At 67.1% G+C, this 19,319-nt stretch carries 21 protein-coding genes; 12 read left to right on the top strand and 9 right to left on the bottom strand.

Annotated elements, in window-relative coordinates; all coding sequences use genetic code 11:
* Position 1: 1 nt before the first annotated feature.
* Together AC5P9P_RS06015 and AC5P9P_RS06010 are read right to left on the bottom strand one after the other, a co-directional pair.
* Entirely contained in the window at positions 2-454 is a 453-nt protein-coding gene (locus AC5P9P_RS06015) for a carboxymuconolactone decarboxylase family protein (protein WP_005413960.1), read from the bottom strand.
* A gap of 36 nt (positions 455-490) precedes the next feature.
* Positions 491-1,387, bottom strand: coding sequence for an RNA polymerase sigma-70 factor (locus tag AC5P9P_RS06010; protein ID WP_033832917.1), 897 nt, complete (start codon positions 1,385-1,387; stop codon positions 491-493).
* A 146-nt stretch (positions 1,388-1,533) separates the two neighbouring features.
* Here AC5P9P_RS06010 and AC5P9P_RS06005 point away from each other — a divergent pair, with 146 nt between their 5' ends.
* From AC5P9P_RS06005 to AC5P9P_RS05995, 3 genes are all read left to right on the top strand, one after another.
* The gene (locus AC5P9P_RS06005; protein WP_033832916.1) at positions 1,534-3,051 is read left to right on the top strand and encodes a fumarate hydratase; all 1,518 of its coding nucleotides are present in this window, start codon (positions 1,534-1,536) and stop codon (positions 3,049-3,051) included.
* A 127-nt stretch (positions 3,052-3,178) separates the two neighbouring features.
* Complete coding sequence (locus AC5P9P_RS06000) at positions 3,179-3,517, top strand: hypothetical protein (RefSeq protein WP_005410295.1); 339 nt, start codon at positions 3,179-3,181, stop codon at positions 3,515-3,517.
* Positions 3,518-3,575: 58 nt separating this feature from the next.
* The gene (locus AC5P9P_RS05995) at positions 3,576-4,211 is read left to right on the top strand and encodes a glutathione S-transferase family protein (RefSeq protein ID WP_049402267.1); all 636 of its coding nucleotides are present in this window, start codon (positions 3,576-3,578) and stop codon (positions 4,209-4,211) included.
* Between the two features lie 188 nt (positions 4,212-4,399).
* On the opposite strand, the gene arsC is transcribed toward AC5P9P_RS05995, so the two are convergent.
* From arsC to AC5P9P_RS05980, 3 genes are all read right to left on the bottom strand, one after another.
* Positions 4,400-4,741 carry an arsenate reductase (glutaredoxin) gene (arsC, locus tag AC5P9P_RS05990; protein WP_049402266.1) on the bottom strand — a complete coding sequence of 114 codons (342 nt, stop codon included), beginning with the start codon at positions 4,739-4,741 and terminating at the stop codon, positions 4,400-4,402.
* Complete coding sequence (locus AC5P9P_RS05985) at positions 4,741-5,895, bottom strand: phospholipase A (RefSeq protein ID WP_005413953.1); 1,155 nt, start codon at positions 5,893-5,895, stop codon at positions 4,741-4,743. The genes arsC and AC5P9P_RS05985 overlap by 1 nt, the downstream gene beginning before the upstream one ends.
* 120 nt (positions 5,896-6,015) lie before the next feature.
* Complete coding sequence (locus AC5P9P_RS05980; RefSeq protein ID WP_049402265.1) at positions 6,016-6,501, bottom strand: DUF456 domain-containing protein; 486 nt, start codon at positions 6,499-6,501, stop codon at positions 6,016-6,018.
* Positions 6,502-6,737: 236 nt separating this feature from the next.
* Between AC5P9P_RS05980 and AC5P9P_RS05975 the strand changes: the two genes are divergently transcribed.
* Complete coding sequence (locus tag AC5P9P_RS05975; RefSeq protein ID WP_005410290.1) at positions 6,738-6,947, top strand: cold-shock protein; 210 nt, start codon at positions 6,738-6,740, stop codon at positions 6,945-6,947.
* Positions 6,948-7,020: 73 nt separating this feature from the next.
* Here AC5P9P_RS05975 and AC5P9P_RS05970 read toward each other — a convergent pair whose 3' ends face one another.
* Complete coding sequence (locus tag AC5P9P_RS05970) at positions 7,021-7,515, bottom strand: glycine zipper 2TM domain-containing protein (RefSeq protein ID WP_049402264.1); 495 nt, start codon at positions 7,513-7,515, stop codon at positions 7,021-7,023.
* Between the two features lie 136 nt (positions 7,516-7,651).
* Positions 7,652-8,086 (bottom strand): cytochrome c, encoded by a 435-nt coding sequence (locus AC5P9P_RS05965; protein ID WP_005413950.1) that lies wholly within the window; start codon positions 8,084-8,086, stop codon positions 7,652-7,654.
* A gap of 80 nt (positions 8,087-8,166) precedes the next feature.
* Between AC5P9P_RS05965 and AC5P9P_RS05960 the strand changes: the two genes are divergently transcribed.
* Positions 8,167-8,994 (top strand): tRNA threonylcarbamoyladenosine dehydratase, encoded by an 828-nt coding sequence (locus AC5P9P_RS05960; RefSeq protein ID WP_033835434.1) that lies wholly within the window; start codon positions 8,167-8,169, stop codon positions 8,992-8,994.
* Positions 8,995-9,073: 79 nt separating this feature from the next.
* On the opposite strand, the gene AC5P9P_RS05955 is transcribed toward AC5P9P_RS05960, so the two are convergent.
* The gene (locus AC5P9P_RS05955; protein ID WP_080240788.1) at positions 9,074-9,847 is read right to left on the bottom strand and encodes a TatD family hydrolase; all 774 of its coding nucleotides are present in this window, start codon (positions 9,845-9,847) and stop codon (positions 9,074-9,076) included.
* Positions 9,844-10,062: a DUF6116 family protein gene (locus AC5P9P_RS05950; RefSeq protein WP_005410285.1), complete on the bottom strand. Its 219-nt coding sequence runs from the start codon at positions 10,060-10,062 to the stop codon at positions 9,844-9,846. The genes AC5P9P_RS05955 and AC5P9P_RS05950 overlap by 4 nt, the downstream gene beginning before the upstream one ends.
* Before the next feature lie 163 nt (positions 10,063-10,225).
* Here AC5P9P_RS05950 and AC5P9P_RS05945 point away from each other — a divergent pair, with 163 nt between their 5' ends.
* The 7 genes from AC5P9P_RS05945 to AC5P9P_RS05915 all read left to right on the top strand — a co-directional run bounded on the left by AC5P9P_RS05945 (position 10,226) and on the right by AC5P9P_RS05915 (position 19,231).
* The gene (locus tag AC5P9P_RS05945; RefSeq protein WP_005410284.1) at positions 10,226-11,068 is read left to right on the top strand and encodes a glycine zipper 2TM domain-containing protein; all 843 of its coding nucleotides are present in this window, start codon (positions 10,226-10,228) and stop codon (positions 11,066-11,068) included.
* A 123-nt stretch (positions 11,069-11,191) separates the two neighbouring features.
* The gene (locus AC5P9P_RS05940; RefSeq protein WP_005410283.1) at positions 11,192-11,734 is read left to right on the top strand and encodes a GNAT family N-acetyltransferase; all 543 of its coding nucleotides are present in this window, start codon (positions 11,192-11,194) and stop codon (positions 11,732-11,734) included.
* A 176-nt stretch (positions 11,735-11,910) separates the two neighbouring features.
* Positions 11,911-12,567 carry a glutathione S-transferase family protein gene (locus AC5P9P_RS05935; protein WP_005410282.1) on the top strand — a complete coding sequence of 219 codons (657 nt, stop codon included), beginning with the start codon at positions 11,911-11,913 and terminating at the stop codon, positions 12,565-12,567.
* Between the two features lie 62 nt (positions 12,568-12,629).
* The gene (locus AC5P9P_RS05930) at positions 12,630-14,909 is read left to right on the top strand and encodes a transketolase C-terminal domain-containing protein (RefSeq protein WP_033835433.1); all 2,280 of its coding nucleotides are present in this window, start codon (positions 12,630-12,632) and stop codon (positions 14,907-14,909) included.
* Positions 14,910-14,912: 3 nt separating this feature from the next.
* On the top strand, positions 14,913-16,856 hold the full coding sequence (asnB, locus tag AC5P9P_RS05925; RefSeq protein WP_049432775.1) for an asparagine synthase (glutamine-hydrolyzing): 1,944 nt from the start codon (positions 14,913-14,915) through the stop codon (positions 16,854-16,856).
* A 66-nt stretch (positions 16,857-16,922) separates the two neighbouring features.
* Complete coding sequence (locus AC5P9P_RS05920) at positions 16,923-17,483, top strand: NADPH-dependent FMN reductase (RefSeq protein ID WP_353949874.1); 561 nt, start codon at positions 16,923-16,925, stop codon at positions 17,481-17,483.
* Between the two features lie 317 nt (positions 17,484-17,800).
* Entirely contained in the window at positions 17,801-19,231 is a 1,431-nt protein-coding gene (locus AC5P9P_RS05915) for a replicative DNA helicase (RefSeq protein ID WP_005410278.1), read from the top strand.
* Positions 19,232-19,319: the final 88 nt, after the last annotated feature.

Genomic DNA, 19,319 nt, shown 5'->3' with positions numbered 1-19,319 from the left:
GTCAGGCCGGCAGCGGCGGCAGCAGGCCCGCACCCAGCCGGTTCCAGGCGTTGATCACCGCAATTCCCATGCTCAGGTCACTGATGCCCTTCTCATCGAAGTGCGGCGCCAATGCATCGAACGCCGCCTGCGACGGCGCGCCGTCGGTCAGCCGGGTCAGTGCCTCGGCCCAACCCAGCGCCGCGCGCTCGCGTTCGTCGAAGAAGCGGCTCTCGTGCCATGCCGGCAGCGTGTCCAGCTTGCGCGGCTCGATGCCACCCTTGCGCAGCGCCGTGCCGTGCATGTCCATGCAGTAGCCGCAGCCGTTGAGCTGTGACACGCGCAGGAACACCAGTTCCATCAGGGTCGGATCGATCGAGCTGTCATGCACCGCCTGGCTGGTGGCCAGCAGGCCCTTGAAGGCCTCGGCGGCCAGGCGGGTGTAGGGGACGCGGGGAGAAGTGTGATTGGACATCGGGGGCTCCACGGCGGCCACGATGGCCGCCTTTCACTACCAGGACGCCGCAGCGTCGCCGCGCGTGACAACCTTCGGCAACTTTTCCGGATTCAACACGCTGTAGACATTGGCGATGCGGCCGTCGACCACTTCGATGGTGGTGACCGAGTGCAGGCGCTCGCCGTGGAAGCGCAGGATCGCCGGTTCGCCGTTGACATAGCCCAGCTGCGCCGGATGCGCCGCGCTGCGGCGGGCGATGGCCCAGAACAGGCGGCCGATGCGCTCGGCGCCCCGCAGCGGGCGGATCGCGGCGGTAACCACGCCGCCACCGTCGGAGACCAGCAGCGCGTTGGCGTGCAGCAGGGCCTGGATCGCCTCGCTGTCGCCGCGCTGCGAGGCGTCCATGAAGCGCGCCAGCAGCTGCCGGTGCTGGCTGGCATCGGCGTTGAAGCGCGGCCGTCCGGCGTGCAGGCGCTGCCGGGCACGGTGTACCAGTTGCCGGCAGTTGGCTTCGCTGTGGCCGATCAGCTCGGCGATTTCGCGGTAGTCGTGGTCAAAGGCCTCCTTCAGCAGGAACGCGGCGCGTTCCTCGGGGCCGAGCTGTTCGAGCAGGGTCAGGAAGGCGACCGAGACGTCGTCGGCCAGCGCATGCAGCTGCGCCGGGCCGGGCGCCGGGTCGGGCTCCAGGGTGACCGCCAGCGGCTCGGCCAGCCATGGGCCGACGTAGTGCACGCGCTCGCGCTTGGCCGCGCGCAGCCGGTCCAGGCCGAGCCGGGTGGTGGTGGTGACCAGCCAGGCTTCGGGGTCGCGGACGGCCGCCGGGTCGGCGCCGGACCAGCGCAGCCAGGCATCCTGGAGCACGTCTTCGGCGTCGGCGCGGCTGCCAAGCAGGCGGTAGGCCAGGGCCATCAGGCGCGGGCGGTGGGTCTGGAAAGCGGTTTCGGCGTTCATGTGGGCAAGGACGCCGCAGTGGCGCGTGGCGTGACAGAGCGTCGGGGGAATCTTGCCGGCCAGCGGCCGGCACTACCACCCCGGGGCCGGGGGAGGGGGTAAAATGGGCGGATTACCCCCGCCAGCCTCGAGCAAGCGAGCAAGACGTGACATCGATCAAGCAGGAAGACCTCATCCAGTCCATCGCCGACGCGCTGCAGTACATCTCGTACTACCACCCGGTCGACTACATCAAGAACCTCGCCGCCGCTTACGAGCGCGAGGAGTCGCCGGCCGCGAAGGAAGCGATGGCCCAGATCCTGATCAATTCGCGGATGTGCGCCGAAGGCCACCGTCCGATCTGCCAGGACACCGGCATCGTCACCGTGTTCCTGGAAATCGGCATGGACGTGCGCTGGGACGACGCCACCATGGGCGTGGAAGACATGGCCAATGAAGGCGTGCGCCGTGCCTACATGCACCCGGACAACAAGCTGCGCGCTTCGGTGCTGGCTGATCCGGCCGGCAAGCGCATCAACACCAAGGACAACACCCCGGGCGTGGTCAACGTCAAGGTGGTGCCGGGCAACAAGGTCGACGTGATCGTCGCCGCCAAGGGCGGTGGTTCGGAAGCGAAGACCAAGTTCGCCATGCTCAACCCGTCCGACTCGATCGTCGACTGGGTGCTGAAGACCGTGCCGACCATGGGCGCCGGCTGGTGCCCGCCGGGCATGCTCGGCATCGGCATCGGTGGCACCGCCGAGAAGGCGATGCTGCTGGCCAAGGAAGCGCTGATGGAGCCGATCGACATCACCGAGCTGCAGGCCCGTGGTGCGTCCAACCGCATCGAAGAGCTGCGCCTGGAGCTGTACGAGAAGGTCAACGCGCTGGGCATCGGTGCGCAGGGCCTGGGTGGCCTGACCACCGTGCTCGACATCAAGATCAACGACTACCCGACCCACGCGGCCAACCTGCCGGTGGCGATGATCCCGAACTGCGCGGCCACCCGCCATGCGCACTTCACCCTCGATGGCAGCGGCCCGGTGATGCTGGACCCGCCGTCGCTGGAAGACTGGCCGAAGCTGACCTACGACGCATCCAAGGGCACCCGCGTGGACCTGGACACGATCACGCCGGAAGACGTGGCCAGCTGGAAGCCGGGCCAGACCCTGCTGCTCAACGGCAAGCTGCTGACCGGCCGCGATGCCGCGCACAAGCGCATGGTCGACATGCTCAACAAGGGCGAGGAACTGCCGGTTGATCTGAAGGGCCGCTTCATCTACTACGTTGGCCCGGTCGATCCGGTGCGCGACGAAGTGGTGGGCCCGGCCGGCCCGACCACCGCCACCCGCATGGACAAATTCACCGAGCAGGTGCTGGCACAGACCGGCCTGCTGGGCATGGTCGGCAAAGCCGAGCGCGGCCCGGCCGCGATCGAGGCGATCAAGAAGCACAAGTCGGCCTACCTGATGGCCGTCGGTGGCTCGGCCTACCTGGTGTCCAAGGCGATCAAGGCCGCCAAGGTGGTTGGTTTCGCTGACCTGGGCATGGAGGCGATCTACGAGTTCACCGTGCAGGACATGCCGGTGACCGTGGCAGTCGACTCCACCGGTGAATCGGTGCACAAGACCGGCCCGCGCGAATGGCAGGCCCGCATCGGCAAGATTCCGGTGGTGGTGGAGTAACTCCCCGCACGCTTCGGTCCAGACAACGGCGCCCGTGTGGCGCCGTTGTTGTATCCGGGGGGGAGGATTAACGCGCCTGTAGCCCTTGCTCTGCTACGGTCGGCACACCCTCGCACAGGACGTGTCCATGGCCCTGCATCGATTCATCGTGGTAGGCATGCTGCTGGCGCTGGCCGGCTGCAACACCCCAGCGTCGTACGAAGGCGCGGATTTCCCTGCATCGGCGCAGTGCCGCGTGCAGTGCCAGGCCGGCTATCGCAGCTGCATGGCGCAGAATGACTCTCTCGGCAGCCGCCAGAGCAATTGCGAGCAGCGGATGGTGCCGGCGCCGGACAAGCGCTGCAAGGACGTGGACAACCCCGACCTGCGCCATGCCTGCGAACTGAAGACGCATGACTGTACGATGCGCGCGCCGATGATGTCCTGTGGCGAACGCCGGGATTCCTGCATGAGCAGCTGCGGCTGAGCAACGATCGTGCGCGCGGGCGCATAATCGGCTGATCCACCTGTACAGGATCTTCTGCATGAGCACCACGCTGTATGGTTCGACCAGTACCGCCGCGCTGGTGGTGCACTGGCTGCTGATCGAGCTGGGCATCGAGCATGAACTGGTGCTGCTGGATTTCGACGCGCGCGAGCACAAGTCGGCGGGGTACCTGGCGCTGAATCCGGCCGGTGTGGTGCCGACACTGCTGATCGATGGCTTGGTACTGACCGAAGCGGCGGCCATTGCGTTGTACCTGGCTGATCGCCATCCGGACGCCAACCTGCTGCCCGCGCTGGGCACGCCGCAGCGCGCCGATGCCTACCGCTGGATGTTCTGGTGTGCCAATACGCTGCAGCCGGCCTATCGAGCCTGGTTCTATCCACACGAAATGGCGGGCGAGGCGAACATCGAGGCCAGCCGCGGGATGGCACGGCAGCGCCTGGAAGCGGCCTGGCAGCATGTGGCCGCGCACCTGCATGCACATGGCCCCTACCTGCTGGGCGCCACGCCCTGCGTGGTCGACTACATGCTGGTGATGCTGATGCGCTGGTCGCGCAACATGCCCAGGCCCACCGACACCTGGCCGGTACTGAAGGCGCACGCCACGTTGATGAAGGCGCGCCCGGCGTTCGCCGAGGTGTACCGCCGCGAAGGCATCACCGACTGGCTGTAAGCCAGCCGGGGAGGAGGGCGTCCGGGTAGAAGAGGGCGCTGGGGTAGAGTCGACTGTCAGTCGACTATCGCACGCAGTGCGGGCTTTTCCGCGGATGCATATGAAGGGTGAGGAGGGAGTCGACTAACAGTCGACTCTACCAACAGTCGACTCTACCAACACGCTCCGCTACGCGGCGGCGAGGCGGGTTACAGGATCTCCAGCACTGTTTCCGGTGGACGGCACAGGCGTGTGCCCTTGTCCGTGCGCACCACGGGGCGGTTGATCAGTCGCGGGTGTTCGGCCATCGCGGCCAGCAGCGTGGCCTCGTCCGCACCTTCCAGGCGCAGTTCGGCGAACTGCGCCTCCTTGCTGCGCACCAGATCACGTGCGCTCAATCCTGATTCGGCCAGCACCTGGCGCAGCGTGGGCACGTCCGGCGGGCTGCCCAGGTAGTCGACCACCACCGGCTCGAAGCCGGCATCACGTATCAGCTTCAATGCGCCGCGCGAGTTGCTGCAGGCCGGGTTGTGCCAGATCGTCACGGGCATCAGAACCACTCCAGCAGCGACACGCCCACGCCCACGTAGGTGGCCTTGTGGTTGTAGTCGATCAGGCTTTCGCCGTAACCGTCGAACACCTGCACATGCCCGCGCAGCAGGTTGCTGATCGGGAAGCCGTAATCCAGCTGCAGGGCACCGTGAGAGCGGCTGCCGGTGCGCAGCGAATGGCGCGCCATCAGCGAGACTTCGTGGCCGTTGCGGTTCCAGGTCAGGGTCGCATCACCGCGGCCCATGTAATCCTCGATGTCCGGATTGTTGTCGTCGCTGCGGGTCTCGGGAATGCGGTACCAGGGGCGCAGCACCAGCGCCCAGTTCTCGCGGTCAAGGCCGATGTTGAGCATCACCCGGTTCCAGCTGCGCGAAAGCGGGTCGGCGCGGCCGTTGGATTGGTGGTTCAGCGCGATGCCGGTCATGCGCCCGCGCCAGCCACCGATCGAGTAGCCGTTGCGGAACACCATCATCACTTCCGGCTCGTAATTGGTTTCGCGGAACGGGCGTGAATCCTCGCCGTTGTAGGCCTGCCAGCGCGAGCTCTGGGTGTAGCCGGCCCAGATGTCGCCGTTGTCGCCGAACAGGTTCTCGGCGATCTTGGTCTTGAAACTGATCTGGAACTTCAGCTCGGCACTGTCCAGCACCTGCGGCGTGGTGACCGTGTTGGCCGGGTTCGGCGAATGCGGCGTGGTGTTGCGATCGCTGGTCCAGAACGCCGGCAGCAGGTACACCGGCTTGTAGGCGCGCAGCTGGAACGGGCCCAGCTTGGAGTCCTCGGCCAGTTCCCAGCGGCTGTCCAGCAGCGAACCGCGGCCAGCATTGGCCAGTGCGCTGTCAGGGGCTGCTGGACGGAACAGATCGCTGACCCGCTCGCGCAGCTTCTCTTCGCCCTGGCTCACGCGTGCAGTCTGGCGTTCTTCGCGACGGGCCTGCGCGGCCGCCTCGGCCGCAGCGTCGGCCTCGGCAGTGGCCTGCGGGGTACGGCCGAACTGGCGGTCATAACAGGCCAGGCGGGCAGCATCGGTGGTAATCGCCGCGCACGCGGCCGGCGAGGCTTCGGCGCTGGGCGCGAACTCCTGCGCGGCCAGCGGCGCACTGGCCAGGGCCAGCGCCAGCGGCGCGAGACGGGGAAGCAGCGGAGACAGGGTCATTGCAGCAGGCCCTTAGGTGAATACGGGAATCGCACAGTGTGGCGGCTGCACCGGTTCACGGCCAGCCCCCCACGGTTTATGCACGGGCACCGCGTGCGCGCGGCGTGAAGGCAGTGCGGGTTACAGGAACCAGGCGAAGGCGAACAGGCCGAGCATCGCGATCACCACGGCCAGTTTCAGCGCCAGGCCGAGCAGGATACCGAGCCAGGTGGCCAGGCCTACCTTGGTCGAGCGCCCCAGTTCGCGGGTGTGCCAGTACTCGCCGGCCAGGGCGCCGATCAGGGGGCCTGCAAAGAGGCCGATCGGCATGAAGAACAGGCCGACGATGCTGCCGACGAACGTACCCCACAGCGCCTTGCGGCTGGCACCGACCCGCTGCGCACCCACCACCGTGGCCAGCACGTCCACCAGCAGCGAGAGGACGGTCAGTACGCCCAGCGCGACCAGGGTCGGCCAGCCGACGTGGGTGAAGCCGTCCGCCCAGGCCGCCAGCAGCAGTCCAATGAACACCAGCGGGATGCCGGGCAGGGCCGGCAGGATGATTCCGGCGATGCCGGCAAGGACAAAAATGACCGCTAGCAGATATAAGATGAATGAGAGTCCCATGCTGTCCCGTATGGTCGCCGTTTTGGGGTTGACAGTGAAAGATTTTGCCAGTTGCTTTTTCGTTTTGGGCGGGTTAAGTTGCAGTCGCTGAGCTTGGCAAGGTCACCGTGGATCGTGGCCTGATGAAGCAAGATCTTCCCGATCCGCTGCATCGATGCACCTCGCTTCCCCCTTGCTTGTCAGCCGCCCACCAGGCGTTTCCAACAACAAGAGAGAGTCACCAGGGAGTTAGTGAGATGTCTGATCGCGAGACCGGTACCGTCAAGTGGTTCAACGATGCAAAGGGCTTCGGCTTCATCAGCCGTGAAAACGGCGAAGACGTGTTCGTGCACTTCCGTGCCATCCAGACCCAGGGCTTCAAGAGCCTGAAGGAAGGCCAGAAGGTCACCTTCACCGTCGTGCAGGGCCAGAAGGGCCTGCAGGCCGACGCCGTGCAGCCGACCTGATCGCGCTGCAAGCCGTCACATGAAAAAGGCCCGCGCAAGCGGGCCTTTTTCTTTGCCGCCGGCCCGGCGCAGGTCAGCGCAGGATGACCTTGCCGTTGACCACGCGCACGTAGGTGTTTTCGCGGATGCCGCCGAGGTCGCGCTGGTTGACCACGATGGTGCGGCCATCGTCCATGCGTACGCTGATGTCGTAGGTATCACTGGTCACGTTCTTCTGGATCTGGTTGCCGGCCAGCGCGCCACCGACCGCGCCTGCGGCCGCAGCGATGTTCTTGTTGCCACGGCTGCCACCGGTGTGATCGGAGATCTCATGGCCGGCCACGGCACCGACGATGCCGCCGAGGATGGCGCCGGTCGCGCTGGGCGCGGTGCGGCCCGACGGCACGGTGTTGATGCGGGTGACGATGCCACAGTCAGCGCAACGGCTCTGGTTGTAACCGCCGTTGTTGCCGTAGCCACCATTGTTGTAGCCGTTGTTGTAACCACCGCCACCGTAGCCGGGCGAGGTGGCACAGCCAGCCAGGGCGAGGGTAGCGATGGCGCTGGCGGCAATGAGCTGGATCTTCATGGAGCGTCTCCTGGCCGTGAAGGCGGGTGTGTTGGGTGGTACTGCGTCATGCAGCAGGGTGGACGAATCCTCTCCTTTCGAACGTGAACAAGGTGCCAACCAGGCGTGCCTTGCCCGGCTACAGGATGAATGCGCGTCAGCGGAAGTCCTGGTGGCAGGCGCGGCAGTCGGCCTGCACGGTTTCCACGACCTTGGCCAGGGCGGTGCAGTCACTGGGCGGAGCCGCCAATGCGGCGTTGAGGTTGCCGCGCAGCTGGCTGGCGTGCTGCTGGAACCGGCCGTTGTCCTTCAGCCCGGGAAAGGCCAGGTCGAGGTCGTTGGACAGAAGGCGCAGGGCCTGCAGCCGCGGCACGCTGTCGGCCAGGCTGCAGCGGTTCTGCTGCTGGGCCTGCTGCAGCAGCTGCGATTGCCGCTGCATCACCTGCATCAGGCTGTCCGGGAACGGGTCGCGGCGGGCCTGCAGGGCGCGGCCGACCATGACCGTGGCGACCAGGCCGATCAGCAGGCCCAGGCACAGCACGAACAGGTACCGCTGGGCAGTGGACGGGCGGCGGGGCGGGCTGGCGTTCATGGCGGGCTCTCCGGGCGTGCAACGGTGGGTTCGATGCCGGCGCGCTGTAGGCACTGGCGCCTGCACGTTAAAATAGCCGCATGAACGAACAGGTCAAACAACGCTTCGCCGGCATCGAACGGCTGTATGGCGTAGGTGCGCTCGAGCGCCTGCAGGGCAGCCGCGTGGCGGTGGTGGGCATGGGCGGGGTCGGCTCGTGGGTGGTGGAAGCGCTGGCGCGTTCGGCGGTCGGCCACCTGACCCTGATCGACGCCGATGACATCTGCGTGTCCAACACCAACCGGCAGCTGCCGGCGATGGAAGGCAACTACGGACGCAACAAGGCCGAGGCGATGGCCGAGCGTTGCCGTGCGATCAATCCGGACATCGAGGTCGATGCCGTGCAGGCATTCCTGACCGTGTCGAACATGGCCGAGTTGCTGGACCGTGGCTTCGACCTGGTGATCGATGCCTGCGACAGCTTCCGGGTGAAGGTCGAGACGATCGCCTGGTGCCGCCGCCGCAAGCTGCCGCTGCTGACCGTGGGGGCTGCCGGTGGTCGCACCGATCCGACCCTGGTGCGCATCCGCGATGTCTCGCGCACCGAGCACGACGCCATGCTGGCGCTGATCCGCAAGAAGCTGCGCAGCGAGTTCAATTTCCCGAAGAATGCCAAGCGCTATTTTGGCGTACCGGCGGTGTACTCGCTGGAAAACGTGAAGTATCCGCAGGCCGATGGCAGCGTCTGCGGCATCCGCCCGAACCTCGGTGCGGATGCTGCATTGAAACTGGACTGTGGCGCAGGCCTCGGTGCGGCAACCCACATCACCGGTGCCTTCGCCTTCGCGGCGGTCGGCAAGGCGCTTGAAATGCTGCTGGAGCCGAAGAAGGTGAAGGCCGAAGTGGTCGAGGATCACGCCGACGCGTGACGGTAGTGCCGGCCGCTGGCCGGCATCTGCGCTGATCGAATCATTCCGGAGTTGCCGGCCAGCGGCCGGCACCTACCCGTTACATTGCCGGCAGCGCGAACAGGCGCCGCGCATTCTCCGTCGTGGCCTGGGCCACCGCGTCCAGCTCCATCCCGCGCAGTGCGGCCACGTGGCGGGCGATGACTGCCAGTCGCGCTGGTTCGTTGCGCTGGCCGCGGATGCCGGCGTCAGGCTGGTCGGGCGCGTCGGTCTCCAGCAGCAGCTGTTCCAGCGGCATCCCGCGCACCAGGCGCTGCAGCCGTTGCGCGCGTTCGTAGGTCAGCGGACCACCGAGACCGAGCAGGAAGCCTTGCCGATGCAGTTGCGCGGCCTGTTCCGGGCTGCCGGAAAAGCTGTGCACCACGCCGCGCAGGCCGCCGACGCGACGGATCGCGGCAATGACCGCATCCACCGCTCGTCGCGCATGCACGATCACCGGCAGCTCGAACTCGCGGGCCAGTTGCAGCTGGCCGATGAAGTACGCCTGTTGCGCCTCTGCATCAAGTCCCTCGACGAAGAAGTCCAGCCCGCATTCGCCGATCGCGCACGGGCGTTCGCGAACGATCCATTCGCGCAGCAGCGGCAGATGGTCGGGCCGGTGCTCGGCCAGGAACAACGGATGCAGGCCGTAGGCCGGGTACAGCCCCGGTGCCTGCCGGCAGACCTCGCGCAGCTTCGGCCAGCTGGCGGCCGTGACGGCCGGTACCACCTGCTCGCGCACGCCCGCGGCGCCCGCGCGCTCGATCACCGCCATGCGGTCAGCATCGAATTCACTGGCATCCAGATGGCAGTGGCTGTCGACCAGCGGGATCAACGCTGTTCCAGCGGCGGCGGGGCCGGGACTGTATTGCGGCTCTTCCAGTTGGCCAGCAGCAGGGTGCCGAAGCCCAGTACCAGCTCGTCGACGAACGGAATCGGGTCGGGAATGAACAGGGTCAGCACGAACAGGCCGGCGGTCAGCTTGAACAGGGTGGGGTAGCGCAGCCGGCGGGCCCATTGCAGTACCGGCAGCAGCATCGGGTTGGCCATGGCGTGGATCCTCGTGGGGAATATGCAAACGCTACCACGGGCCCAGCATTTCCCGATGCTGAATGGGTTACAGGAATGAGCAGGAAATGTGGAGATTCCGTTCAGGCAGTGCATGCTGCAATCTGGGCCGAGAACGTTGCGGATGGTCCGCAAGGAGCAGGTCATGAAAAGCACAACTACAACTGTCCTGGTCGCAGCGGGCGCGCTGCTGGTCGGTGGCATCGCCACCGCCGCCTTCATGAAGAGCGGTGACAAGTCGCCTGATTCCATCAGCGCCGGAACCCCCAACGGTGAATCGCGGCTGGTTGACGGCAATGCCGTTGACGATGGCGCGCGTGGTGACAAGCTCGACCCGTCTGCACCGCGCGGGCTGGAATACGCCGACGTGCTGAAGGTCGACCCGATCACCGAGAAGCAGAAGGCCTACGCCACCGTGATCGGCACCGATCCCGTGCGCGAGACCTCCACCACCCAGACCCCGCACGAGGTCTGCCAGGACGTGACCGTGCAGGAGCGCCTGCCGGAGCGTGACGGCAACGTCGGCGGCACCGTGGTCGGCGCGGTGGTCGGCGGCCTGCTCGGCAACCAGGTCGGCGGTGGCAACGGCAAGAAGGCCGCGACCGCAGCCGGTGCCGTGGCCGGTGGCTTCATCGGCAACCAGATCGACAAGCGCCACGTGGGTGGCCGCGTGGTCAACCGTACCGAGCGCCAGTGCCACACCGAGACCGCCACCTCTGAGTCGAGCCGTGTTACCGGCTACAACGTGACCTACCGCAACGAGGACGGCACCACCGGCACCATGCGCATGGCCAGCAAGCCGGGCAACCGCATCGCCATGGGCACCAATGACGTGGTGAAGGGCTACAACGTGACCTACCGCTACGACGGCGCCGAGAAGACCGTGCGCATGGACAACAAGCCGGCCAGCGATCGCCTGCCGGTGGTCGATGGCCAGCTGGTCACGCAGACCGCTGCTGCCGGCGCCACTGCGGCCACGCGCCAGTAATCCAGAATACTTGCTGTACCCGACGGGCCGGCGCATGCCGGCCCGTTTCGTTGCGAGCGCGGGCATTCATCCGTGTGGAGGCGGAATCCACCATCATGGTGGCCCCTTCGACATGGAGTCGGCATGAGCATCTTCGACCTGCGCCTGGAAACCGAGCGCCTGATCCTGCGTCCGCTGCTGCGCGAGGACTACGAACCCTATCTGGCGTTCTGCGCCGACGAGGAAACGATGCGCACCCTCGGTGGCGTGCAGCCGCCTTCGGTAGCCTGGCGCGGCTTCTGCAGCCTGGCTGGCGCCTGGCAGCTGTTCGGCTTTTCGATGTTCAGCGTGATCGAAAAATCCAGCGGGGACTGGATCGGGCGGATGGGCCCCTGGCAACCGCAGGACTGGCCGGGTACCGAGGTCGGCTGGGGCATCCGCCGCGCCAGCTGGGGCCGGGGCTATGCGCCGGAAGCGGCGGTCGCGGCGATCGACTGGGCCTTCGACACGCTGGGTTGGCACGAGGTGATCCATACCATCGCCGAGAACAATGACAACTCGCGGGCGGTCGCGCGCAAGCTGGGCAGCACGTTGCTGCGGATGGGCGAACTGCCGCCGCCGTACAACGACAAACCGATGCAGATCTGGGGCCAGTCGCGCGAACAGTGGCGGCAGCGTGCGCGCTGAACGTGACCCGGTAGTGCCGGCCGCTGGCCGGCAACCTCGCTGCAGCAGGATTCGTGCGATTGCCGGCCAGCGGCCGGCACTACCGGGGTGCCATGCTGCATCCGCGCTTGGCATTCCCTGGCGCACTTGCCAGACTGCACGCAGCCGGCCGCCGGCCGGATCCGATGGAGCAGGCAATGGTGGAAGAGCGCGTCCCGCTGACGGTGCATGGCATGTCGGTCTCGGGCAATTGCCACAAGGTCCGGCTGCTGCTTGAGCAGCTCGGCAGCCGTTACCGCTGGGTGGAAGTGGACAGTGCCCATGGCCAGACCCACACGCCCGAATTCCTGGCGCTCAACCCGAATGCCAAGGTGCCGCTGATCGTCCGCGACGACGGCCGCGTGCTGACCGAATCCAACGCGATCCTGTTCTGGCTGGCCGAAGGCACGCCCTACCTGCCCAGCGATGGCTGGGAGCGTGCGCAGGCGTTGAGCTGGATGTTCTTCGAGCAGTACACGCACGAGCCGTGCGTGGCGGTAGCGCGCTTCATCCGGGGCTGGACGGCGCCCGACTCGCCACGCCGTGCCGAACTGCCACGCCTGCACGAGCGTGCCGCCACCGCGTTGGCGGTGATGGAGCAGCACCTGCGCGAAGCGCAGTGGTTCACCGGCAGCGGATACGGCATTGCCGATATCGCCCTGTTTGCCTATACCGATGTGGCGGGCGAGGGCGGCATCAGCCTGGAGCCGTTCCCGGAAGTTCGCGCCTGGCTGCAGCGGGTGCGTGCGCAGCCGCGCTTCCTGCCGATGCCGGCGGTGACCGCCGAGGTGCGCTCGCGCTTCGAGGCGGCTTGATGCCCACAGGGTAGCGCCCGGTATTGCCGGGCGGAACGCAACAACGACACGGAGGGTGTTCGATGTTCGCTGTGGTTCCGGATCCGATTCCCGCGCGCATGCGGGGGCTCAACCGCGCCGAGGTGTGCGACGTCAATTTCCTTGAGGCGGTGCGCGGGTGGCGCGGGACGCCGCGTCCGCGACCCGCGGCAGATGCTCCGATCCTGCCGGGCAGTACGCTCACCGCTGCCGCCTTCGATGAACTGTTCGACTCGCAGCTGGCCAGCCGCCAGCTGGACCTGATGGCGCGCGTGCTGCGCGTGCAGAACAAGGTCTTCTACACCATTGGTTCGTCCGGCCATGAAGGCAACGCGCTGCTGGCGCGGGCCTGCCGGTACACCGATCCTGCCTTCCTGCACTATCGTTCCGGCGCCTTCATGGCCGAGCGTTCGCGGCAGGTGCCGGGCATCGACCCGCTGCGCGATGCGGCACTGTCCTTCGCCGCCAGCGCGGATGATCCGGCCAGCGGTGGCCGCCACAAGGTGTGGGGCAGCAAGCCATTGTGGGTGCTGCCGCAGACCTCGACGATTGCGTCGCACCTGCCCAAGGCGCTGGGTACCGCGCTGGCCATCGAGAGTGGCAAGCGGCTGGGGCAGGCGCTGCCCATTCCCACCGACAGCATCGTGCTGTGCTCGTTCGGCGATGCGTCGGCCAACCACGCCACCGCGCAGACCGCCTTCAATACCGCGATGTGGTCGGCCTACCAGAAACTGCCGGCGCCGATCCTGTTCGTCTGCGAGGACAACGGCCTGGGCATCTCGGTGAAGACCCCCGATGGCTGGATCGCCGAGCGCTTCAGCCACCAGCCGGGGCTGGACTATTTCTTTGCCGATGGCCTCGACCTGGCCACCGGGCACGCCCAGGTGCAGGCGGCGGTGGAACACTGCCGGCGCACGCGGCGGCCGACCTTCCTGCATCTGCGCACCACGCGCCTGATGGGCCATGCCGGCACCGACTTTGAAGTGGAATGGCGCGCGCTGCCGGAGCTGTGCGCGGCCGAGGCGCAGGATCCGCTGCTGCGCTCGGCGCAGATCGCGCTGGAATCAGGCTGGATGGATGCGGCCGCCATCGAAGTGGCCTACGAAACGATGCGCGCGCGCTGCATGGCCGCTGCCGCCGATGCCGAAGGCAGTGCGAAGCTGGAGTCGCTGCGGGAGGTGATGGCGCCGCTGGCACCGTACACCCCTGCAGCGGTGCAGGCCGAAGCGCAGCGCGAGGTCGCTGCCGAAGCACGCGGGGCACTCTATGGCGGTGCCGAGGCATTGCCGGAACGACAGGCGCCGCGGCATCTCGCAATCCAGATCAATCATGGTCTGCAGGAGCTGCTGGCCAAGTATCCGCAGAGCCTGCTGTTCGGCGAGGACGTGGCGCAGAAGGGCGGTGTCTACACCGTCACCAAGGATCTGCTGCGCCGCTTCGGGCCGCGCCGGGTGTTCAACACCCTGCTGGACGAGACCATGATCCTGGGCATGGCGCAGGGCCTGGCCAACATGGGCATGCTGCCGATCCCGGAGATCCAGTACCTGGCCTACCTGCACAACGCCATCGACCAGCTGCGTGGCGAAGCCTGTTCGCTGCAGTTCTTCTCCAACGACCAGTACCGCAACCCGATGCTGGTGCGGGTGGCCGGGCTGGGCTACCAGAAGGGTTTCGGCGGCCATTTCCACAACGACAACTCGGTCACCGCCCTGCGCGACATCCCCGGGCTGGTGGTCGGCTGCCCATCGCGCGGCGACGACGCGGTGATGATGCTGCGCACGCTGGCGGCGCTGGCCCGGGTGGATGGGCGCGTGGCGGTGTTCCTGGAGCCGATCGCGCTGTACATGAGCAAGGACCTGCATGAGCCGGGCGATGGCCAGTGGCTGTTCGACTACCCGGCCCAGGGCCGGGCACTGGTGCCGGGCGAAGGCCGTGTTTACGGGCCGGAGGCTGGCGACCTGGTGGTCTACACCTACGGCAATGGCGTGCCGATGGCGCTGCGCGCAGCGCGGGCCATCGAACAGCAACTGGGCTGGCAGGTACGGGTGGTCGACCTGCGCTGGCTGGTGCCGCTGGATGCCGGCTTCATCGCCAGCCAGGCCGCCAGCGCACGGCGCGTGCTGGTGCTGGACGAGGGCCGCCACAGTGGAGGGGTGGGCGAGGGCGTGGTCACCGCACTGGTCGAGGCCGGTTTCGGCCACCTGCCGCTGCGCCGGGTCTGCGGCGCCGATACCTATACCCCGCTGGCAGGGGCAGCAATGTTCGGGCTTCCAAGCGACAATGCGGTGATTGGCGCCGCCCTTGAACTGGCGCAGGAACCTTGATGCATGTGTGGATTGGCGGGAATGTTGTTGCCGGCGCCGGTGGCGTCGGCCGAGGTGCTGCAGGCGCAGGTCCTGGCCATGGGCGAGGCGCTGCACCACCGCGGGCCGGATGATGGCGGCAGCTGGGTCGATGCCGGGGCAGGCATCGCGCTGGCGCACCGTCGGCTGAGCATTCTCGATCTGTCGCCGCTGGGCCACCAGCCGATGGCCTCGTCCGATGGCCGCTACGTGATGGCCTACAACGGCGAGGTCTACAACTTCGCCGCCCTGCGTGCCGAACTGGAGCCGCTGGGGCATGCTTTCCGTGGCCATTCCGACACCGAAGTGCTGCTCGCGGCGATCCTGCAGTGGGGCATGGAAGAAACCCTGCAGCGTTGCAACGGCATGTTCGCCATCGCGCTGTGGGACCGCCAGGCGCAGTGCCTGTGGCTGGCACGCGACCGCGTTGGCAAGAAGCCGCTGTACTACGGCTGGGCCGGTGACACCCTGGTGTTCGGTTCCGAACTGAAAGCGCTGTGGCAGCACCCGGCGTTCGACAACGACATCGACCGCGACGCGCTGACCCTGTTGCTGCGGTTGGATTACATTCCGGCCCCGCACAGCATCCACCAGCGCTGCTACAAGCTGATGCCCGGCCGCATGCTGCGCCTGGACGCCGAAGCCGTGGCGGCGGGTGCATCGGCGCATCGCCCGGAGCAGGCGCAGCGCCCGTACTGGGATGCGCGTGCACGCATGCAGGCGGCACTGGCTGCGCCGTTCCAGGGCCGCATCGAGGAAGCAGAGGAGCAGCTGGACGGGCTGCTGCGCGACGCGGTGGCGCTGCGCATGGTGGCCGACGTGCCGGTGGGCGTGTTCCTGTCCGGCGGTACCGATTCGTCGCTGGTGGCGGCGCTGATGCAGGCGCAGAGCGGGCAGCCGGTGCACAGCTTCAGCATCGGCTTCACCGATTCGGGCCACGACGAGGCACCGCTGGCCAGGGAACTGGCCACGCATCTGGGCTGCGACCACACCGAGCTCTACGTCAGCGGCGCGGATGCACTGGCGGTCGTGCCGCAGCTGCCGGCAATGTTCGACGAACCCTTTGCCGATGCCTCGCAGGTGCCGACCGCGCTGGTCGCCCGGCTGGCGCGGCAGGGCGTGACCGTGGCGTTGTCTGGCGACGGCGGTGATGAGCTGTTCTTCGGCTATACCCGCTACGTGCGCGCGCTGCGCAACTGGCAGATGCTGGGCCGCGTGCCGGGCCCGCTGCGACGCTGGATGGGCGCGCGCGCGCAGCACCAGGGCGAGGCCTCGCGGACCGGCGGACTGGCCGCGCTGTTGGCCGAGTCCGGCGCGCGAGGCATTGGCGACGTGTACCGCAACCGCATCTCGCGCTGGCGCGACCCCGCCGCGGCAGTGCCCGGCGCACAGGCCGCCGGCAGCTTCTACGACCTGGCCGATCCGCTGCACGGTGCCGGCACGCCGGCCGACGCGATGATGCTGGCCGATTACGTGACCTACCTGCCGGATGACCTGCTCTGCAAGGTCGACCGCACCTCGATGGCGGTCAGCCTGGAGGCACGTGCGCCGCTGCTGGACTGGCGCGTGGCCGAGTTCGCCTGGTCGCTGCCGCTGGGCTTCAAGCGCAGCGAAACCACCAGCAAGGTGCTGCTCAAGCGCGTGCTTGGCCGCTACGTGCCGCAGTCGATGGTGCACCGGCCCAAGCGCGGGTTCGGCGCGCCGGTCAGCGACTGGCTGAAGGGCGACCTGCGGCCGTGGGCCGAAGATCTGTTGCAGCCGGCGCGCCTGGAGCGCGAAGGCGTGCTGTCGGCGGCGGCGGTGCAGCCGCTGTGGCAGCAGTTCCTGGGCGGCCAGCGCAAGTGGCATACCCACCTGTGGAACGTGCTGATGTTCCAGGCCTGGCAGGCGCATTGGCGCCAGGTGCGGACCCGCGTGACCGGGGGCTGATCTTCACCGGACGGCACGGGCCCGGCGTCTAGGCTGGGCCTCCCGCACCGTGAGGAGTATGTCCCTATGTCCGTCCCCACCATCGCCGTGTTCGTCGGCAGCCTGCGCAAGGATTCCTGCAACCGCAAGCTGGCCCATGCGCTGGAGAAGATCGCTGGCGACCGCGCGCGCTTCCGGTACGTGCAGATTGGTGATCTACCGCTGTACGACCAGGATTTCGATGGCCAGTACCCGCCTCAGGGCACCCGGCTGAAGGATCAGGTGCGCGCCGCCGACGCGGTGCTGTTCGTGACCCCCGAATACAACCGGTCGGTGCCGGGCGTGCTGAAGAACGCCATCGACATCGGCTCGCGCCCCTACGGTGACAGTGCGTTTGCCGGCAAGCCGGCGGCGGTGATCGGCGCCTCCATCGGCCAGATCGGCACCGCCGTGGCCCAGCAGCACCTGCGCAACAGCCTGGCCTTCCTGGACATGCACGTGCTCGGCCAGCCCGAGGCGTTCATCCATTTCAAGGACGGCCTGATCGACGCCGACGGCACGATCCACAACGAGGGCACGCAGAAATTCCTGCAGGGCTACGTGGACCGGTTCCTGGCACTGATCGCGGTGCACGTGAAGGGCGACTGAGACCGATGGGGTAGCAGCAGCCAGGCCGCGGGTCGGATCCCGGCGCGCAGCGGCGGGCCCTGGCCCCACGTTCCGCTGAGCACCGGAGTCCGTGCGCTGCACGGAATCCGACCCTGGCCGCCTGATCTGCGATAATGACCCACCCGGGCGCCGCAACGGCGCCCGTCGCAGGCACTGCGACGCCCCCGCGCCAGAGTGGCCAGGCACTGGCGGATATCCCCCGTTTCTCCACGGCTTATCCACAGGCTTGTCCATGGCTGCCGGGGTCGGCGCATGCCTACACTCGTCCGGCCCACTTTTGCAGGAAACACCGCAGCATGTCCGCTCGTTCCGGCTTCCGTTCCAACCGCAGAGAGCGCGGTGATGGCTTTGATCGTGATCGCGATGAATCGCGTATCGACCAGTTGCGCGTTCCGCCGCATTCGGTGGAAGCCGAGCAGGCGGTGCTGGGTGGCCTGATGCTGGCGCCGGAGGCCTACGACCGGGTCAACGACCAGCTGACCGAGGGCGATTTCTACCGCCGCGATCACCAGATGATCTACCGCGCGATCCGTGAGCTGTCCGAGCGCGAGCGGCCGTTCGACGCGGTGACCCTGGGCGAGTGGTTCGAATCACAGGGCAAGCTGGAGCTGGTGGGCGATGGTGCCTACCTGATCGAGCTGGCGAGCACCACGCCGTCGGCGGCCAACATCGTGGCCTATGCCGAGATCGTGCGTGACAAGGCCGTGCTGCGGCAGCTGATCCAGGTCGGCACCGACATCGTCAACGATGGCTTCCAGCCTGAGGGCCGTGACAGCAGTGAGCTGCTGGCCTCTGCGGAGAAGAGCGTGTTCGCCATCGCTGAACAGGGTGCACGCGGCCGTACCGACTTCGTGGCGATGCCTGGCGCGCTGAAGGATGCCTTCGAGGAACTGCGCAACCGCTTCGAGAACGGCGGCAACATCACCGGCCTGCCGACCGGCTACAACGACTTCGATGCGATGACCGCCGGCCTGCAGCCGACCGACCTGATCATCCTCGCCGCGCGCCCGGCCATGGGCAAGACGACTTTTGCACTGAACATCGCCGAGTACGCGGCGATCAAGTCGAAGAAGGGCGTGGCGGTGTTCTCGATGGAAATGTCGGCCTCGCAGCTGGCGATGCGCCTGATCTCCTCCAACGGCCGCATCAACGCGCAGCGCCTGCGTACCGGCCAGCTGGAAGATGAAGACTGGAGCCGCGTCACCAGCGCGATCAAGATGCTGAAGGAAACCAAGATCTTCATCGACGATACGCCGGGCGTGTCGCCGGAAGTGCTGCGTTCCAAGTGCCGCCGTCTCAAGCGCGAGCACGACCTGGGCCTGGTGGTGATCGACTACCTGCAGCTGATGAGCGTGCCGGGCAACAGTGAAAACCGCGCCACCGAAATCTCGGAGATCTCGCGTTCGCTGAAGGGCCTGGCCAAGGAACTGCACGTGCCGGTGATCGCGCTGTCGCAGCTCAACCGCTCGCTGGAAACACGTACCGACAAGCGCCCGGTGATGGCCGACCTTCGCGAATCGGGCGCAATCGAGCAGGACGCGGACATGATCGTGTTCATCTACCGCGACGATTACTACAACAAGGAAAATTCGCCAGACAAGGGCCTGGCCGAGATCATCATCGGCAAGCACCGTGGTGGCCCGACCGGATCGTGCAAGCTGAAGTTCTTCGGTGAGTACACCCGCTTCGACAACCTGGCCCACGACTCGGTCGGCTCATTCGAATAACCGTAGTGCCGGCCGCTTGCCGGCAACCACCCCACGGCTTGCAAACCATTCAGAACGCCAATCTTCCGTACGTGGCGTGTAAATGACA

Source organism: Stenotrophomonas sp. YJH_SMC_14-1, from assembly GCF_059372275.1.
The sequence above is the reverse complement of the archived record's forward strand: the minus strand, read 5'-3'. Positions and strand labels throughout refer to the sequence as shown.